This window comes from Ascidiimonas meishanensis, assembly GCF_037782385.1.
GTDB classification, from domain to species: Bacteria; Bacteroidota; Bacteroidia; order Flavobacteriales; family Flavobacteriaceae; genus Ascidiimonas; species Ascidiimonas meishanensis.
Genome location: NZ_JBBEXD010000006.1, coordinates 90,320 through 110,726 on the forward strand (window position 1 = coordinate 90,320; position 20,407 = coordinate 110,726).

Annotated in this window: 9 protein-coding genes and 1 tRNA gene; 2 read left to right on the top strand and 8 right to left on the bottom strand. The window is 39.8% G+C overall.

Translation table 11 applies throughout. The annotated features are described in order from the left end of the window. Positions 1–121 precede the first annotated feature (121 nt). Positions 122–484, top strand: a complete 363-nt coding sequence (locus WBG07_RS12610) for a hypothetical protein (protein WP_340201811.1) — start codon at positions 122–124, stop codon at positions 482–484. A 197-nt stretch (positions 485–681) separates the two neighbouring features. Beyond that, positions 682–1,677: a hypothetical protein gene (locus tag WBG07_RS12615; RefSeq protein ID WP_340201813.1), complete on the top strand. Its 996-nt coding sequence runs from the start codon at positions 682–684 to the stop codon at positions 1,675–1,677. Between the two features lie 495 nt (positions 1,678–2,172). Here WBG07_RS12615 and WBG07_RS12620 read toward each other — a convergent pair. The 8 genes from WBG07_RS12620 to WBG07_RS12655 all read right to left on the bottom strand — a co-directional run bounded on the left by WBG07_RS12620 (position 2,173) and on the right by WBG07_RS12655 (position 20,405). Then, positions 2,173–2,246: transfer RNA gene (locus tag WBG07_RS12620), tRNA-His, on the bottom strand. 69 nt (positions 2,247–2,315) lie between these two features. Then, on the bottom strand, positions 2,316–3,038 hold the full coding sequence (gene bshB1 / locus WBG07_RS12625; RefSeq protein WP_340201815.1) for a bacillithiol biosynthesis deacetylase BshB1: 723 nt from the start codon (positions 3,036–3,038) through the stop codon (positions 2,316–2,318). 84 nt (positions 3,039–3,122) lie between these two features. Next, the gene (locus tag WBG07_RS12630; protein ID WP_340201816.1) at positions 3,123–4,304 is read right to left on the bottom strand and encodes a trans-sulfuration enzyme family protein; all 1,182 of its coding nucleotides are present in this window, start codon (positions 4,302–4,304) and stop codon (positions 3,123–3,125) included. A gap of 128 nt (positions 4,305–4,432) precedes the next feature. Continuing rightward, positions 4,433–5,842, bottom strand: coding sequence for an MATE family efflux transporter (locus WBG07_RS12635; RefSeq protein WP_340201817.1), 1,410 nt, complete (start codon positions 5,840–5,842; stop codon positions 4,433–4,435). A gap of 225 nt (positions 5,843–6,067) precedes the next feature. Further along, complete coding sequence (locus tag WBG07_RS12640; RefSeq protein WP_340201818.1) at positions 6,068–7,639, bottom strand: M28 family metallopeptidase; 1,572 nt, start codon at positions 7,637–7,639, stop codon at positions 6,068–6,070. Between the two features lie 153 nt (positions 7,640–7,792). Continuing rightward, the gene (locus WBG07_RS12645) at positions 7,793–13,417 is read right to left on the bottom strand and encodes a T9SS type A sorting domain-containing protein (protein ID WP_340201819.1); all 5,625 of its coding nucleotides are present in this window, start codon (positions 13,415–13,417) and stop codon (positions 7,793–7,795) included. 2 nt (positions 13,418–13,419) lie between these two features. Further along, positions 13,420–15,513 carry a fibronectin type III domain-containing protein gene (locus WBG07_RS12650; protein ID WP_340201820.1) on the bottom strand — a complete coding sequence of 698 codons (2,094 nt, stop codon included), beginning with the start codon at positions 15,511–15,513 and terminating at the stop codon, positions 13,420–13,422. Next, positions 15,513–20,405: a hypothetical protein gene (locus WBG07_RS12655; RefSeq protein WP_340201821.1), complete on the bottom strand. Its 4,893-nt coding sequence runs from the start codon at positions 20,403–20,405 to the stop codon at positions 15,513–15,515. Before WBG07_RS12655 ends, WBG07_RS12650 begins: the two co-directional genes overlap by 1 nt. Between the last annotated feature and the right edge of the window lie 2 nt (positions 20,406–20,407).

Here is a 20,407-nt window from a genome sequence, read left to right on the forward strand (position 1 = left end):
AACTTAAAACACAACAAATTATTTCACTTATTACATGAGATAATTTAGATATTACATCATCTTTTACATGTTGACTATTTTAGTGTATTTTACAATGATAAATGGAATAATTAAATTAAAGATGAAATTTCAAAAACTTTTTTTAGTATTGATGTTAACAAGTGTAATGGGAGCTTGTTATAGTGATGATGATAATGGAACTGAAGAAATTTCGGAAGCGCTAGCCGTTTTAAATACGGAAATATTAGAATACAGTCTGGGAACTTTTGGAATAGAAGAAGGAGCCAGCATAAGGGTTCAAGCTCTTAACTATGAAATTAGTGAACTTGTAAGGCAAGAAGATGGAGAAATACTATATAGATATAAAGCAAAAGAAAACTTCGCAGGGTTGGAGTATGTTGAATTAAAGTCTGCTCGTGGGTCTAATGGGAGTAGTGAAAACAACGATATTACTATTACTAAACTCACCATTTTGGTTCAATAATCAAACGCTATACTGAAGAGAATTTCTAATACTTATAAAAGTAAGGATACAAATAGGTGTTGCTCAAAAGATAAATTCTAAAGTCAATAGGTATTTTAAAAAATGGGGATGGTGGTTTAGAGAGGGTTTATAAAACTACGGGGAAATTAAACTGATTTTTTTTTAAAAATCAGGACTACATATAAGTGAAATTTAGTATGGAAGAGAATATTACCGGTAGTAACGAATCTGAAGAACAAAATTCAATCACCAGTGCTAATAATAACGATTTAGATGCTCAAACCATTCCTGATTCACTAGATGAGAATTCAATCAATAGTGTAAATGACTCGGGTGATGAAATTATGGATGCAGAAGTAGCGCTTGCGGAAGAACTACCTCCAATGACAGAATTACGTCGTGAAAACGAACCAGCTACTATTCCAAGCGCTATGGATGAAATAGGAAGTCGGGTGACTTATTTGGATTATCAAGATGGTGAATTACCTGAGGCAGTAGCGATAACAGATGATGGAGATTTAATCATACCCATAGCAGATGCAAGCATTGATGAAGATATACCTAGGGCAGAACCAGTGCGGGCAGATGCTGTGAACTTTAGTGATGAAGTAGATATGTCTGCTTCTCAGGACCAGAATTCAATTAATACCACAAATGACTCCGATACTGAAATCAGTAATGCAGAAATAATTTTTACGGAAGAAGTGACTCCAGTGACAGATTTAAGTATTGAAAGTAAATCAGTTACGACCCAAAGCACCATGGGTGAGATAGAAAATAGGGTGGATTCTCAAGATGCCGATGACTTACCCGTAGCAAATGCAATAATAGATGATTTCAATATCAGACGAGAAGTAGCAATAACTAGACATTTCAATTCAGAAGAAGCAGGTCTTAGTATGAATTCACTAAATAATTTACAAGATCATCTTATTGCTGAAAAACTAAATTTAGCTAATAATGGTAATAGTAATGAGACTGACTTCATGCGTTTGACTGATACTACTAACAATATGCTTGATGGTCTGGAAGCACAAGAAAGCATAGGAGATAATAATAGTGTTGATTTCTCCAGATTTAGCATACCTTCTAAGCCAGATGGTTATGTAGAGGGTAAGAGTTCAAAAAATAAAAAACCAAGTGACGATAAAAACAAAAACAATAAAAACAATAAAAAAGGACCAAAAAGATGAGTTGGTTAAAATAATTATTGGAGCCTATAGAATAGCATTAACCAATTTTCAGTCAAGTTTTCTACAGGCTTATTAAAACAAGAAAAGCCCCTCGTTTCTGAAAGGCTTTTAATCAAGGGTAGAAGACCGGGTTCCCTTCGACTTCACTACGTTTCGCTCAGGGCAGGCTTCTCACCCAGCAAGTTTTCTACAGGCTTATTAAAACAAGAAAAGCCTCTCGTTTCCGAAAGGCTTTTAATCAAGGGTAGAAGACCGGGTTCCCTTCGACTTCACTACGTTTCGCTCAGGGCAGGCTTCTCACCCAGCAAGTTTTCTACAGGCTTATTAAAACAAGAAAAGCCTCTCGTTTCCGAAAGGCTTTTAATCAAGGGTAGAAGACCGGGTTCCCTTCGACTTCACTACGTTTCGCTCAGGGCAGGCTTCTCACCCAGCAAGTTTTCTACAGGCTTATTAAAACAAGAAAAGCCTCTCGTTTCCGAAAGGCTTTTAATCAAGGGTAGAAGACCGGGTTCGAACCGGCGACCTCTGGAACCACAATCCAGCGCTCTAACCAGCTGAGCTACAACTACCATGTAATTAGCGGATGCAAATGTACTTTATTTGCGTGTTTCTTCAAAGAAAAATAAAAAATATTTTGTCTAAATTAAGTTGTCTAACCCTTGTACTGCTATAGGTCTTTCTGTGGTGAAGCCTTCTGCGTATTCAGTTCCTATTAATCGGCCTAAATCCCTCGCACGATAATGAATGCTATCTATAAAGTTTTTGCTGGTGATGGGAGTTTCTGGTTCTTCACTGTTGGGATCGTAAAATTGTGATGTATATGCTTGAATAGCTTCTGATTTTTTATCAATAAAGCCGGTAACATCTACCGCAAAATCTGGTACTATATTTTTCCATTGTATGTAGTGATAAACCAGTTTGGGTCTCCATGGTGCTTGCCAAACATCGCCACCGTCTTCTTTGGTATCAATTTTAAGGAGTCCGCTTAAAAAACAAGCATTACTTACCAGTTTGCTGCCCTTAGCGTGATCTATATGTCTGTCGTCTATCGCATTGCATAACACAATCTCTGGGCGGTATTTGCGAATCATTCTGATAATTTCTAGTTGATGCTCTTTATCATTTGTAAAGAAGCCATCTGCAAATTCCAGATTCTCCCTAATCACAACACCAAGGGCTTTGGCTGCATTAGCAGCCTCCTGATCTCTGATTTCGGCAGAACCTCTGGTTCCTAGTTCACCGCGGGTAAGGTCTATAATCCCTACTTTTTTTCCGGCAGCAATTTCTTTGGCAATAGTTGCGCCGCATCCTAATTCTACATCATCTGGGTGACTACCAAAAGCGAGTATGTCTAGTTTCATAGAAAGTAATCTAATTTAATTAAGTTATTGGTGAAATAACGATAGGTGTTTGGAGCGGTTAGCACTTTAACAAACCTAAGATATTTATGCCTTTATAGCTGCTACAGCTTGCTTTTCTTTTACTTTTTTAATGGCTTGTTCCAGATCTGCGATAAGATCTTCTTTTTCTTCAATACCTATTGAAAATCGTAATAAACCATCTCGGATGCCTTGATGAGCTCTCTCTTCTGGGGATAACAATGCATGAGAGGTTTTGGTAGGTGATAGGATGGTACTTTCAACACCCGCAAGACTCATAGAGGGCTTAATAAGTTGAAGCTTTTGTATAAATATATTGGCGTCAAGATGAGCTGCGAGTTCAAAAGATAGCATCCCACCAAAGCCCTTCATTTGTGCTTTTGCTAACTTATGATCAGGATGTGATTTTAAACCAGGGTAATAAACCTGCTCAATATCGGGATGCTTATTTAAAAACTTAGCGAGTTTCATCGCATTCTTATTCTGTGCTTTAACTCGTAATCCTAAGGTCTTAATACTGCGTTCTAACAACCAAACAGTATAATCAGATAAGCTTCCTCCTAAATTTTTTGCAAGTTGAAAAATTCTATCTATATGCTGAGCCGATGCAGCCACAGCGCCTGCAAGAATATCACTATGTCCGCCTAAATATTTAGTAGCACTGTGAATAACAATATCAACTCCAAAATCTATGGGATTTTGATTTACCGGACTGGCAAATGTATTATCTATCATAGAAATCAACTGATGCTCTTTGGCAATTTTTACAACCATATCCATATCAGTAATAGTAAGAAGCGGATTAGAAGGGGTTTCTATATAAAGAACCTTTGTGTTGGGTTTAATTTGCTTTCTAAAATCTTCTTCTTCCAAACCTTCGGTAAATGAATATTCAATTCCGAATTTATGAAATTCTTCTACTACTAAATTAAAAGTACCCCCATACAATGTTTTTTGTAAAACAATATGGTCTCCTTGTTTTAAGAAGGCCATTAAAGTTGTACTTACAGCTGCCATTCCACTTCCAAAAATCAGTGCTGCCTCTGCATGTTCCAATGCTGCTATCTTTTGGCAAAGCGCTCTTTGATTGGGCGTATTGAAATATCTGGGATACATTTTAACATCTACGTTTTCATAGGCATAAGATGTGCTCATGTATAAAGGTGATATAGCACCTTTAAATTGCTCGTCTTTCAGTTCACCTGTATGAGTGCATACAGTATTGAAACCGTGAGTTGATTTTTCCATGGGAATGATTTTAAAGTCTAAAATTACAAAATAAACAACACAAAAAAGAGGCGAAAAAAGAATGTAACTTTTAGAAGTTTTTGGTTTATAAAAATCACCTTCTCTTTTCTAAAGATATTTTAATTTATTTACACTGTCGTAGTTTTCCAACGACCTTTTTTGAAATAAAAAATTCCAGTTCCTGCAATTAGAACCTGAGCAAGGGTAATGGCTACAAAAACGCCCATTGGCCCCCAATTTAGAACAAAGGCAGCCAAATACGCTATTGGTAATTGAAAGAGCCAAAAACAGAAAAAGTTTATGAATGCAGGCGTTCTTGTATCACCTGCTCCATTGAAGGCTTGTATAACTACCATGCCATAGGCATAAAACAAATAACCAGCAGTAATTACTTGTAAACTTAAGGATCCGTATTTGACTACATCAGAAACATTACTAAATAAGCCTATGATTTCAGGTGCTAGCAAAAGGTATACTAAAGAAACCGAAAGCATAAATATAGCATTGTATTTTCCAGTTTTCCAGACAGATTCTTCCGCCCGCTCGGGTTGATTTGCTCCCAGATTCTGACCTACCAAAGTTGCTGCCGCATTACTCATACCCCATGAGGGCATCAGTGTAAACATGATTACTCTAATAGAAATGGTATATCCGGCAAGCACTTCACTTCCAAATTCTGCCATAAATCGCATTAATATAACCCAGCTGGAGGTACCAATTAAAAATTGTCCAATTCCGCCAATAGAGATGCGAATCATATTAAGCATCACTTTACTTTTGAGCACCAAATCTTTTACTCCCAGTTTAATACGACCCCAGCCATAGAATAAAAGAAACAATTGAAAAACTACTGCAGTACCTCTGCCTATAGTGGTAGCAATAGCAGCACCCTTTACACCAAATTCGGGTATGGGCCCTAATCCAAAAATAAAAATAGGATCTAGTATAATATTAAGTCCGTTAGAAAGCACCAACGTCCACATTGCCATGGATGCATTTCCTGCTCCACGAAAGATAGCATTGATAAGAAACAGTAACATAATGGTGATGTTTCCACCAATCAATATTTGAGTATATTGGTAACCTTCTTCAATAAGATCCAGTTCACCTCCCATAAAGGCAAGTATTTCTTTTGGATATAGTATACCAGGGATACTAATGAGAATAGCCACTGCCACTCCTAAAAAAATAGCTTGCATAGCTGCCTCATTAGCTCCTTTTTTATCATTTTCTCCACTACGCCTTGCCACAATGGCTGTAGCTGCCATGCTTAATCCAATAGCCAATGCATAAACCAGTGTAATTACCGATTCGGTAAGGCCAATGGTGGCTACAGCATTTACACTTACCCGTGATACGTATAAAATATCTACCAAGGCAAATACGGATTCCATGAGCATCTCTAGTATCATGGGAACAGCTAGTAAAAAGATAGCTTTTTGAATACTACCTGTGGTAAAATTTTGTTCTTTACCACTAAGGGCAAGTTTAAAATAAAATAAAATCTTATTGAATATATTAGAATGTCTAGCAGTCATTAGTTGTAATCTATTGAATTAATACTAAATTAAAATCAATACAACCTTTGAAGAAAATAGGTTTTAGGAGGCTCCCTGCCTCATATATTGATTATCCTAATGTGTTGCCTGCTATATTCATAAGAATACAAAGATGCGCATTTTTTTAAAACTTCAAAAGTTTGAAGATGAGAAAACAAAAAAGCATCCGTTTTAAAGGATGCTTTTAAAGTTCTTTTCAATTGATTATTTTGCTTCTATAACTTTATCAGCAACAATACGATTTTCAATAGTAGCTAATTCCCATGCCGTATGAAAAACAAGTTTTGTTCTGTTGGCTAAAAGATCATATTCAATTTTGTCTGGAGTATCAGAAGGTCTATGATAATCATTATGCGTTCCATTAAAGTAAAATATAACAGGAACATTATTTTTCGCAAAATTATAATGGTCACTTCGATAGTAAAAACGATTCGGATCATTTTCATCGTTATACCTATAATCTAAAGTGATCTTGGTATACTTGTCATTAATTTGTTCCGAAAGATTATGAAGTTCTGTACTGAGTTTGTCTGAACCAATTAAATACACATAATTTCTATCTCCTTCTCTCTTTGGATCAATACGTCCTATCATATCTATATTTAAATCAGCCACGGTATTTTCTAGCGGAAAAATAGGATTGTCTGTATAATATGCAGAGCCTAAAAGTCCTTTTTCTTCAGCGGTTACGTGAAGAAAAACGATAGATCTTTTAGGGCCATTCCCTTCTTTTACTGCTTTTTGAAATGCTTGAGCAATTTCTAAAATAGCAACTGTTCCGGAACCATCGTCATCTGCGCCATTATAAATTTCTTCATTCTTTACTCCTTCATGATCTAAATGTGCCGAAATCACAATGTATTCATTTGGTTTCTCACTTCCTTTAATCCATGCAACTACGTTTTCTGAATCAATAGGATTCACAGAGCCTTCAAAAACGGCACTTACTTTTGTATTAATCACTTTGCTTTCACTCTTAGAAGAAATAGAGCCGTTGATTGAGGTAGCAATTTTTCCATTGATAAAGAAGTAGAAAAAGGAATCTCCTTTAGAATTATTTAAACCCATTCTTCCACTATTTCTATTTTTCATATAATCATACTGGGTGAGGAGCATTTTGTAATTATCTTTATCATAGAAAAGTATACCAGAAGCACCCTTGTCTTTTGCTAATTCAATTTTAGATTCAAAAGCTTTTCTGATATTAGACCATTTAGGAGTATTCTCAGTTGAACCAGAAATAACATAGGTTCCATCTGCATTTTTGGGCTCACCAGCTTTAATAAGCAATATCTTATTTTTTACGTCCAGATTTTTGTAATCTGAGTACTTTTCATCTTCTATTCCGTAACCAGCATAGATAATTTTTGAATCATTTATGGTAACATCATTGGGACCACTATAGGCTACGAAATCTTCCCCTATAGTATACTCTTTATCATTTATAATTAAAGATGCTTGGGGAATGCTGCTGCCTTGTAAAGGTACTTTTTGAAAGTAATTCCCATCGTCTTGGGCGGCGGGAATTCCAAGTGCTTCATAACGGCTTTTAATATAATTTACCGCTTTTTTTTGGCCAGGAGTTCCTGTTTCTCTGCCTTGAAAACTGTCTGAAGCATACACATATAACATTTCTTTTAAGTCTTCCTGAGAAATAGTAGATGCATAAGGTGAAGGATTATAGTCTGCTTTCTTTAAGGATTCATTGTTCGCAGTCTGTTGCGTAGTATTGCAGCTAAGAAGTATACCTGCTGTAATGAGCAAAATTCTTTTCATGGAGACTTTATTTTTTTAAAACTCAAATATATTGAAAAACTAGTAGTTAGTTAAAGCTCAATAAAATAAAGTTTCTATTCTTTAATTTTAAAAGTTCAAGAAACATTAAGCTTCTATTGCAATAAATAGTGTTATTCTTTTAGATAGTATGAGTTATTGAATTATCAATTTTCTAATAGCATTTCCATAGGGAGTTTCAAGTACTACAGCATACATACCAGAGGGTACGTTCGTAAGATCAAAAGGAATTTCGTACGCATTTTTTCCTTTTTCAATTTTTTGTTCTAGTAATATATTATTGGAAAGACCAAACACTTTTATACTAATATCTTTTATATCTTTTAAGACCACTTTTACCGCAAAACGTCCGTCTGAAGGATTCGGAAACAAGAGAAATTCCTGAATATTGCGTACCGATCCTTCGTTCTTATCATCTTCCTCAAATTCCTCTGCTTCCAATACGATGATCGATTTTGTTTGGATGGCTCGGCAATCTCCCAAACGTGTTAATAAAGACAAATCATAGGTGCCGGGATTCTCAAAATAGAGCTCCACGAAATCCTGATTTTGAGACACCACGCTAGCCCCGTCAGGGATAAGCCACTCCACTGAATCAGGCACCGGAGAACTTACGTCTATAGCCACTAGATTTTCATTAGTAAATACCTGAGTAGCCGCTAGAAAAACAGCACTGATTTCCTGATCGCTCACAAAAATTTCAATGGAATCGGTTCCGATACATCCTTGATTGTTGGTAACCGTTACAGTATACGTTCCTGCTTCATCAATAACCGGTTGTGCATTTGTACTGCTAAACCCGTTATCAGAACTCCATAAATAGGTAGTATCCGAATCATCGATAGCTGCAGACAACATCACCGACTGTCCAAGACAAAGGGTCATATCTTCCCCCAGATCAACCGCCAAAGGTACTGGATCCTCCAATACATATGTTCTGGTGAGGGGGCCGTTACCAAATCCGTCAATCGTAACGCTATAGCTACCCGCACAAAGTCCGCTGAGGTTAGGCGTCGTTTCCCCGGTATCCCAGAGATAGGTAAAGGTTCCGTTGCCCTTATTTACGAGTACGTCAATACTTCCGTTACAATCTCCCACACAAACAGGATTAGTAAGGGTTGCTTCTACAATATCTGGCTGAGTGATGGTATAAACTTCAGTGATGTTGCAACCCGCAGCATCCGTAATAGTTAATTGATATTCATCGGCTGTAAGATTGTTAATAGAATTGGTAGTTCCTATGATACTAGTATCAGAAAGGCGAATCCATTCAATTGCATAAGGTTCAGAACCACCTTCAATGGTTACAGTAATGGCGCCATCGGTTCCTTCGTAAGCAGATACATTGGTAATCTGCACATCACTTAATAATAATTCAGCAAAAAGATTTCGTACTTCAAAAGTTTGAGAGAGTACGCATCCAAAGTCGTCTACCACCGTAAGGGTATAGGTTCCCGCAGTTAGATTTGAAAGATCAGCGTTGGAAGCACCTGTGTTCCATTCCAGAATGTAAGGTGGCGTACCTCCAGAAACTGTAGTTTCTATGCTTCCAGTATCTTCGCCAAAACACAATACTTCGGTAAGATTATCGAGCGTAATTTCCAGAGCAGGAGGGGCGGTTACTTCAAAAACCAATGAAGTTGTTTGTACACCGTTTGTATCTGTTATCTGTACTTGATAACTTCCTGCTCCCAGATTGGTAGCGAAGTCTGTACTTTGGCCTATGCTTACCGGATTGCCACTTTCGATTTGAAACCACTCGTACGAATAAGGAGCTACTCCGCCTGTCACATCGGCAAATAATTCTGCATTGGTATCTCCGTTACATAAAAGGTCAAAAACTTCGATGATGTCGACCTGAAGTTGTCCAGGTTCGGTAAGGATTATTTCAATTGTCTGCGAACAACCGGACAAATCTCCCGAAGGCGTATAATTAGTATCGGTGACTAGTAATGTATAACGTCCCGGACTTAAACTGGAAATAGAAGCATTTGTACTGCTAAACCCGTTATCGGCAAACCACTCGTACGCATAGGGTGCTGTTCCTCCGGTCGCGTTCACGTTGATGGCACCATCATTGGTGCCAAAACCAGTAATACCAGTAACTGCGGTATTAATTATGATTTCTTCCTGTTGCGTAATCGTTGTGCTCAATGATACTTCGCAGCCATTCGCATCGGTAACTAATACGGAGTAGTTTCCGGCGGATATTGCATTTAAATCTTCTGTAATAGCTCCGTTACTCCATGAATAGGAATAAGGTGGCGTACCTCCAGTAATAGTTACATCTATGGCTCCCGTAGGTTCATTAAAACACAAGAGGTCTGTTTGCGAGGCGATACTAGCCAACAATGGAGCAGGTTCCGTCAGGTCATATATTGGAGACAAGTTCTGGATCCCATTGGTATCTGTTACTTCTACTTGATACTGACCTATAGAAAGTCCGGAAATCACTTGTGAAGTCACCGGAAGCAATACCGGGTTTCCGGAAATAATTTGAAACCATTGATAGTTATAAGGAGCTATTCCACCTATGGCATCGGCGCGCAGACTTCCATTGGTATCTCCAAAACAGCGCAGGGCATTTGTCTCTGTAATATTCGCGACCAGTTCACCCGGTTCTGCCAGGTCAAAAACAGCAGTAGCAGCACATCCTGCTTCATTTCCTGAAGCTGTAAAATTAGCATCGGTTACTGTTAAAGTATATCTTCCCGGCGCAAGCCCTGAAATAGTTGCCTGGGTAGCTGTAAATCCATTATCGGCCGTCCATTGGTAAGCATAGCCGGCAGTACCTCCGGTTACCGAAATAGCAATAGCCCCATCATCGGTACCAAAACCAGTAATGTTAGTGACCGTAGGAGTGATGATCAGTTCTTCTGGTTGTGTGATACTTGTACTATATACGGCACTGCATCCATTTGCGTCTGTCACAGTCACAGAATAGCTCCCGGCGGGTAATGAGTTGATGTCTTGCGTGGTGGCTCCTATATTCCAAACATAACTATAAGGTGGGGTACCTCCGTTCACACTCAAATCTATACTTCCTGAATTTTCTCCGAAGCAAAGGTTATTAATTTGTGTGGCATTAATTGAGATTAGGGCAGGTTCTGTAATGCTTAAGGTGGTTTGTATGTTGGCACCAGAAGCATCAGTAACATTGAGATCGTAAACTCCTGTTGCGAGTCCGTTGATAGAAGCACTGTTGGGTGCTGTAAACCCAGGATCTCCCTGCAGGCTCCAGATGTATGTATATGGCTCGGTTCCCCCGGAGACTGTTGCAGTAATGCTACCATCCGTCAATCCGTTACAGGAAATATCAATATCTACTACCGAATCAAAGGCTAAAGGGCCTGGTTCTGTTATAATGATAGGAGATGCTATGGAAGCGGTACAACCGTTTGCATCACGGAGGCTCACGGTATAACTTCCCGCAGGCAGATTGATGAGTCTGGTATTTGTAGATCCTGCTGGCGGTGCAAACGGATTCCCGTTTCTGAACCAATTGTAGGTGGTGGGATTCTGAGTATTCGCCACATTTATTTCCAATACCCCATCAGTACCTCCAAAAATTGTATTATCTACATGGGCACCTAGTATTTCGTTAATACTTATGATACCAGGTTCATCAATAAGGATATTGGTAGGAAGATCTACACGGCAATTATTTGCATCCCGTACAGAAAGGCTGTAGCTTCCTGGAGAAGCGATCGGTATATTCCAACTAGTAACGCCAGCACCTAAGGCAATAAAGGTGTTGCTAGAGCCAAACCTATAACTATAAGGAAGGGTTCCTCCACTAGCCGTAACGCTTATAAAGCCGTCTGCTGCACCATTACAGGAAATATCGTTTCCTACCGCGCTGCTAATCACTACTTGTGTAGGATTGGTAAGTGTTGCAGAGCGACTTGCAGAAGTATTGGGATCTGTAAAATTATTATTTAAATCAGTAATGGTCACCGTGTAGACGCCTGCCTGCAGGTTGGTGATAGTTCTGGTGGTTCTCAGGAAACTAGCATCTCCCTGACGTGTCCACCGATACCGATAATCTCCAATGCCAGACACATTTCCTCCGGAAGGATTTGCGGTAAGCGATCCGTCACTTACGTTAAAGCAGCTGATGGGAGTTGCATTGATAGAGGTTAGCTGAACCGGCGTTGGTTCTATTAGTGTGATGGTGGAAGCAAAAACTGCTTCACAACCATTGGTGTCTATGACTTTGATCGTGTAAACTCCAGCTCCTAAACCGGCTAAAGTAGCAAAACGATTGCTGGTATTAGCAGAAGCTCTTACGGTACCATTAGCTCCACCTGTCAGGGCTTCGTATCTAAAGGCAGGTGATCCGCCCACATTGTTCAGTGCAACCAGAATGCTTCCGTTGGTCGCTCCTGCGAAAGTGGGTTGTTGTGTTGCGGACGCTGCATTGATGACTAAGGGATTTGCAACAGAATTGATAGCGACCACCTGACTTCCCGGACTCACACAAAAGCGGTTTCCTGAGAGTGCCAGCCTTGAGCGAAAGGTATATGTTTGCCCTTGATTAAGACCATTGAAGGTAGGAGAGGTCTGCCAGCTTCCCCCGTTATTTGAAGAATACTGATAGGTACCTGATTCAAAGGATTGTTCGCCTCCCGCCGTCAGCGTTACACTTCCTGTATCTCCGCTACACAAAGGTTGTGCAACATTACTGGTACCCACCGTAACTTCAGTGGGTCTGGAAATAGTAAAGTTGGTAGTACTAGCAGCTGCCGAAGGGACATCATCATTGGGGTTGGAATTATTTTGCAAGAAGAAGGTCTGATAACTAACTGTATAAGTTCCTGCTGCGAGTCCGTTAGGCCATGTAAACGAAGTACCTCCTGCGGTGGTTCTAAAGTCTTGTTCCGGAATGGTGAAACCTTCTGGGGTCACACCACTCAATGTAAATCTAAATTCTTCATCCGGTTCTAATGAACGATCAAAATTAAGGGTCACGCCTCCATCTGTAGCATTAAAACAAGTGGTGTTTGTGGCTACAGGGCTTCCTTGTAAGTTAGGTGGACAGGGATTATAGGTATAGGTTAAAACATCAGAGTATTCTGGAGTTGCACCTTCACTGTATTGTACACGCAGACGAAGTGATTCATAGTTGTCCAATCCAGGAAAATCAGTCCGATTAAAAGAAAATGAACTACTTCTACGCTGATAGGGTAAAAAGTTTTGCCAAACAGTGCTGCTGCCTACTTGATATTGAACCGCATATGCAGTACGTGTACATGAAACATCAGCTATTCGCAATGTCTTGGTCTCACATTCTCTGAGGTTGTTTGTTGAAGGGGTATATCCATTTACTACAGCAAGCGATTGTATTTCATACACATTGAAATATTGAATGAAAGAATTGGAAGGAATCCAGTCATTATTATTACCGCTAATGAAGTTACATCCAAAATCGTAGTATCGGTCTATTCTGCCACCAGAGCGGTCATATCTAATTTGTCTATTTATTCTGGTAACCTGAACTGGCATTTCCTTGATCTCATCCACGGTGCCATTAAAAGTAGTTTCAACAGGCCCGGAATTAACTCTTGCCGCAAAAAACTGTCCGCCACCACCAGTTCGATCGGGTGGATTTACCAAATACATACGAACGTTAAAGGCGTTACCGGGGGTTGTTAATATTTCTACCGAGTACTCAATTTTGTACTTAAACTGAGCGTTCATATTCGCTGTGAAAAATATAGCGAATACAAACCCTAATATGATCCCTAACTTTTTTATCATGGCTAATAGGTTAGTTCAACTTTTTTTATGGCAGATTGGGTGCCGTCTTTTTCAATTAATTGTATTCCGTAACTGTATTTGGTGTTGATAATCAGATCAACATCATTATATACTTGTGTGTCTTTTGCTAAGGTTTTGTAGAGGGTAAGCGGGGCTTCTCCTTCCGAACGATACAGCAAGAATTCAGTTTCATTGGCATCTTTGGTTTTCCAACTCAAACGAATAACCCGGTTATCGCGGTCTGCCGTAGCGTTAAATCGCATGATCTTATCCCCAAAAAGTTCTTTGGGAGCTGTAAGCACCAGCTGCGTTGAAGGATTACTTTCCCATCCGGTTTCATCAATAGCAACAACCGTGTACGCATATCGCATACCCGCAGAGATAGCTGAATCATCAAACTGATTATTTTCATCAATGCTACGTGTGGCTATTTTTTCCCATAAAGCTTCTTTTTGCCCCAGAGATCTGCGATAGATAACATGACTTGTTACGTCTTCACTGGAACTCGGAATCCATTTCAAGACAATTGCTTTTTCCGTAAGATCGTAAGAATCAATTACAGGCGGTGATGGCGGTGTCATATCCGGTTTTTTAATAGCCAGTATTTCTGATGGTTGCGATTGGTTGTAACGTTGATCTACCGCTATAATTTGATAATAAACATTCCTGTTCAGGTTTCTAACCAGAATCGTATCGGTAAACGAATTATTTCGTTGCGGACGCTTCGTTATCTGAGAGAATTCTTCTTCTGCGTTGTTCCCTCGATAAATACGATATCCGGAAAGATCAGATTCTTTGTTCGCTTCCCAGTTAATGCGAACCACTCCAGTGGTATCAATGGTTCCGGTTAATCCTATGGGTGGAGAAGGAGGGATGGAATCTACTGGCTGCACCAACGCTGGAAAGGAAGGTTTTTCCGTGCCGTTTTTTCCCATCGCCACAATGCTAAAGTAATTTGTTCTGCCAACTCCTTTGTATTGCACTTTTCGCGCAGTAACGGGAATATCTTTTAGAACCGTTTGATAAGGTCCTTCCGCTTTGCTTGCTTTTTTCAAGGAAAATCCTGAAATAAACGCATTTCCTTCTTCGGCAAACTCCCAGTACAATTCTACACTTTCTACATCCGGAAGTAGTTTTCTGGTGATGTGTGGCGTGTAATCCAGAATATCTTTGCCTTTGCCTTTTTCTATTGGTGAGGGCGGACCCGTCTCTCCAAAAGAAGTAACGCCTTTAATTCGGTAGTAATACGTTTTATTATTGGTTATCGAATCGTTAAAAAACATAGAAATCTGCGCATCTTCTTTCTCTTCTTCAGCATTAAATACAGGCTGACCATTTACCTGTGTAAAGTTCACACCATCTTCTGATTTTTCTATTAAATAAGATGAATATACATACTGAAGGATGGAATAGTTCCAATTAAGCATTACGTTATTATCTGCAAAAAGGCTTACAAAACCTACTGGTTTTGGGAGTTCTTCAAAGAAATCGGTGCTGGCATAAACACTTCCGTTTTTAATGGTATATTTAGTCTCTGCAAGAAGGTTTACCTTAATTCTGTAGAGATATTTTTCACCTTTATAAACGTTTGTGTCTTCAAATCCCCAGGCAGCAAGTTTTGCAGCATCAAAACTTTGTTCTGCTGCTAACATGGAAAATGTAAAGCGTTGTTCAAGTTCTGCATTCATGGCCAGCACATTACTCATTCCTGTTGCTGCAGATATTTCAAAGTCTTCCCCGTATAATGCCTGAGCAATTACTGCAGCATTATCATCACGCAGAGAAATATCCTGCCATTCTTCCAAAGGAGCAGGGCGTAAGGGGTAGGAGGTAAGCATTTCAGTTTCTAACGGAATTACCGCCTTCCCATTTCTGGAAACTGTAATACGTTCAATAATAAACCCATGCTCGTTGGCCTTCTTCCATCCCAGAGGGTTGTCTACTGCCCACCTCAACATCACTTTATTGGTAGTTGCTCTTGCGAGTACTTTTACTGCACCAATGTTCTCTTGTGAATTTACAGGAACGTTTAACAAGAGTACAGTAATCAGGATACTAAGCTTAAAAAAACGATATGTAGCTATGATTAATTTCATTAGTCATTTACAAATTTAATTTCAAAACGATCTGTATGTATGCCTCCCGGGGTTTCATATTTCAAATAGGTACGATAATTGCCCAGTGGCATCGCCGGAAAAACACCTTCAATGAGATACTGATACCGATTGTAAGCCTCCTGATTAATATTATTGCTATTTACATATCGGTTTACAATGGTATATTGAAGATGTAAAAAGTCTGATTTATAATAGAAAGGCAGGTTATACATTAAAGGAGATCTAGTGGTTACGTATTCAGATTGTGGCTGATTTTGAAGGTAGAAAGCATACCAGTTAGGCACTTGCAAGGCTTTTGCAGGTGGAACGCCCAATGTATTTTCATCTCTGTTTACCCTAATATTTCCGTCTAGTGGATAATTCTGGTAATTTAAAGGATACACCTTATTGCGATAGTAAGTATCACGCAATTGCGATTCTCCACTAACCAAGGGTTGATTTTTGGTGTACTTCGTGCCGATTACTTCCGGGATCTCAAAGTTCTCATAAGGCTGTAGCCGCAAATGTATGGTATGAATGTCTGTGGCTACAATATCGGTAATGTTATCTGTAATAGTTAGAGATCGTACTTTTTGTTTGAAGGTGGCATGCTTGCTGGTTTTAAAACTGTAATGGAGTAATGACTTGGGTTGCGCATTGCTTACCGTCACCTTCGCAGCTTTTTTGTTCGCAACTGTGACGCTTGCATTTTCGTTGCTGGTTTGCTGACTTCCAGATCCGGGATCAAACCAACTGGTATCCCCAGGCTCTTCGTCAAAGGTAGTAGTTGTTTCTTCCACGACCACTTCTGAGACCACATTTGCGCCCGGAGGGAAGGCCATGATATCCATATCATAGACATTACTCGTATTTAGATCTGCCATATCAAACCAAACCATTTTAGCGCCTTTATCGTAACTGAGGTTGGTGCGTACTGCATTTATATTTTGAAGGGTGGTTTGTGCTTTTATGGTATATCCTGAATCAAACAGATAACTTTGACCACGGTTGAGTTTAATATATCCCTTATTATATTCTTCCGGATAGAGGTTCTGCTGATCTGGAAGTGGATAAACAAATTCTATATTCTGCATTGGAATATGATCCGGAGCCGTATCCGTAGTAAATGTAGATTCTCTTTTCTCGATAATGGGTTGACCACTTTTCATAACTGTTCGGAAACTACCCCCTACCTTTTCATCAAAAGACACTTCTACAATAGCATATACTGGTTTTTTAGGCGGAAGGATCTCATCCGGTACAAAAGTAAGTGCATCGTTGGCATCGTTCCATTCAAGGTTACCGGAGATCGCCTGTCCTTCTGATTGCAGTTCAAAACGTTTCAGATTGATCCGGAAGGTTTGCAAGCCTTCTTCTGTGTCTATTGAAAAAGGTTTACCTACGGCATAGTTAAAAACGGCCTGCGGAGCGGTAAATACGTCTACATCGTTAGAACCGTTAATAGGGGTAAGGTCTGAAATAATGGGTACCTCGGTAAACGGATTGATATCTATAAATTCACATTCATCTCCAAAAGTGATCTTAAGGCGTAAACGTCCTTTCACCAATCCGCCCAAAACACTAAAATTCATGCCTACAAATCCTTTAAAGAAGGTAGGATTCGGGAATTGTCCCTGTAACAATGCTGCAATTCCAGCATTGGCGATCTTGACTTTTTTCTTGATAAAAAATAGTTTAATACGTACACCAAACTCCCCATACAACCAGGCATACACCTGTCCCATAGAATACCATCCATCATTACCCACGGGTCCTGATCTTCCTCTACATCTAACATCGGGATAGTATCTGTGCATCACGTCAAAACCAGCTCCAATTTCCAGCGTAGCATAGAAGATGAGGTATTGAAAACTTCTGCGATACGCAAAGCTGAGTCCGAAGGCAAAACCGCGTCCGGCACTTAATTCATTGGGTCTTCTATTTTTGTCGAGAATATCATCTCCTAAAATCTCAAGAATTCGCGGGTGTGGAGCTAACTGCGTAGGTAAGAGGTCTCCAGTCATAAAATAACCGCCTACTTCAAATTCTTCAGAGCCTATAGTGAATACCAGTCCGAGCCTATCGGTAGGCGAACCTACATGCAAATACCATTGATCGGGACTGGAATGTAACACCACCCATCCGGCTTTGTTATAGTCACCCACACCTCTCAAGCCTTTCATATCTAGATACAATTCAAACTGACCGTGGAAGGTATCGGTTGTAAAATCTTTTTCGATCCCTACAAAAACGCCCATTTTTCCGCTGGAAGCCACTTCTCTTATGGGTACCGATTCTTTGGCGATCTCGGTATAGTTGCCGTACATGAGAAGCTTCCGGAAGAGCTCAGGATTTTCTTTTTCGAATTTGGCAACCCGGTCTAGGATCTTCTTTAATCCTTCAAAACCTTCAATATTATCTCCTACTACTTCTTGACTTTCTCCGGTCATCAGGGCACCTTCTCCCATAAAACCAATGCGATTTAAACCGCCGGAAGTGTTGTATTCCAGTTCCAGCACTGCTTTCCCCCGAAAAGAGGATTTACCTTTGGTACCTATAGTAACACCCCCACGTATACCTAAACCGTAATCTTTGTTAGGCACATATACTGCTTGTGTAGGTGTCCAGTAGCTATTACCATCGGTTCGTTTCATTCGGTGCGATACGCCTCCCATAAAAGAACTAATAAGGAAATTACCATCTCCGCCGCTTGTTTTGTCTTTCCAGATATCCACAAACCAATAGCGAAAATCTTTGGCACCAAACATTCCTTTACCCCCAGCTTTTAGGTTGAGCTTTTCAATTGTGGCCTCCAGAGAACCCGAGAATCCGTCCCCGTACTGCGGATCTTTGTTCATGATTGCGAGTTCTCCCTTAATCTTCACACCACCACGCTCAAAATCAACCCCTATTTTTCCAAAATCTACCTTATCAAATTTCCAATCGTGGAGTCTGGCATCTTCACCCAGTTTCCCCATAATAGCCATATTGGTTTCGGCATTGGCTCCAAATCCATCCAGATTTACCTTGAGATCAAATTTGAGTCCGGCAGTAGTATTGGTGGGAGTTACCAGCTGCATGTTGGAGATAGTTACTGGGAAAAAGAGCAGCTTAAACTGACCGTCAAAACCGAAGGTTTTAGCTTTGATATAGGGTTTACCTGGCTCTGTTTGCAACTCCAGTTCTTCAAATACAATCCCTTTAAAATAAAAAGCACTTTCTTCCTGATATTGCTCGGGCAAAAGGTTGGTGGGTGCTCCCTCTTCTGACTCCTGATCTAAGGCTCCTGCTACCGTAAGTTTTCCAGTAAGGTTTGCTGAAGGATAGACATTCCCGTCAATAGATTTAATAGATACACTAGAGTTAGGTTGCAGTTGCATTTTTCCCAGAAAAACTGGAACATCATATTCTTCCTGTAGCTTTACCGAGAGTCCGAATTCGTTTTCTGCGATCCAGCCTTCGTAGCCCAAAGGCTGTTTCATGATGGGAACTTTAATACCTCCGGCTAATGTACCTCCAACAACTGTATTTACAGCCAGCGTGATGCCTAATGAATCAATTGAAAAGCCCCATTTTCCGGCAGCACCTTCTCCTCTTTGGAGTAGATTGACGGCTGAAAAACTTCCGGATACTCCAAAACTATCTAAAATAAGATTGGAGGCCGTGAATTTTACTCTTTTTTCTCCTCCAGTGATACGTTCTATGGATTGCGGTAGCATAATACTTACCTCTTTAGCATAGATTCCCCGCCATAGATTCTGGTCACCATTGGTAAGCAATTGCTGGTATACCTGTGGAAAAATCAACCCATCTGCACTACGGGTATCGCTGAGGTCGAGCACGGCTTTTTCTATGTGGAAAGCCCAACCTTTAAAGCCAGCTATTTCAAAATCAGGAATGGTAACATCTAATAAAATATCATTCCAACCTGCCGCTTTCACGCTAAATGAAGTCTCAACATAGCAGGCTGCGGTAGGGGCGGGTTTACCTTCTTCATCTACCGCAAAGGGTTCTTTGCTTTCGCCGCATTTGTAGGTTCCGTCTTCATTAAGAGGAATTAGAACACTTCGAGAAACTTTCAGGTTGCCTTCCAGACTTATTTCTTTAAGGCCTGCGCAATCTATAGAAAGGTAGCTTTTATCTTCAAATTGTCCGTTTTGCATATTCACCCCTCCCTTGAGCGTAAGGAGCCAATTATCCCCGTTGAAAGCAATAGGCAGATTTCCAAGCAGCACCAGTTTGGCATCTCCTACGAGAGCGCCGTCATGAGAAAATTTGATGCCCTCAGCTCCAAAGAATAATTTAGTGTCTTTTTGAGGAATGCTAAGGCTGGCAAATATTTTTAGTTCAGAATAGGTTGGGTGAAATTTGACTTCGCTTACTGCAATCACAATTTCGTTACCGGAAGAGGGATCTCTTTTACGAAGCCCCACGGGAAGCTGTAAAAGATCGTTCCCGGTTAGTATATCTACAAAGTTTCCTAACTCTTTGAGTTTTTCGATCACCTGAGAGGCTTTCTTGCGAAGTTCACCCGCTTGCGGATTTACCGGAAAATTATTTTTGAGATAGGTTTCATTAAATTCAGGTTCCATATTCCCGAGCGGGATGTGAAAAGCCTCTTCTTGCAGGGCTTTGTCTAGCGAAGGGAAGGAGCGGTATTCTTTGGTAACAACAGGTTGGTACTTTTCAAGGCCCAACACACCTGATTTTAAAAGTGCTTGTTTATGAGCTAGTACTTTTAACGTATTAGAAACCTGTAAGCTATCTTTAGATCCTAAAGAAGAAATACTGTCTTTCTCTCTTGGGCCATGCAACATTTCATTAGCGTATAAGCCATTGAATGCTAGAAATATAAATATCAAGGCAAATAGGTATGTCTTTATGTTTTTCATAT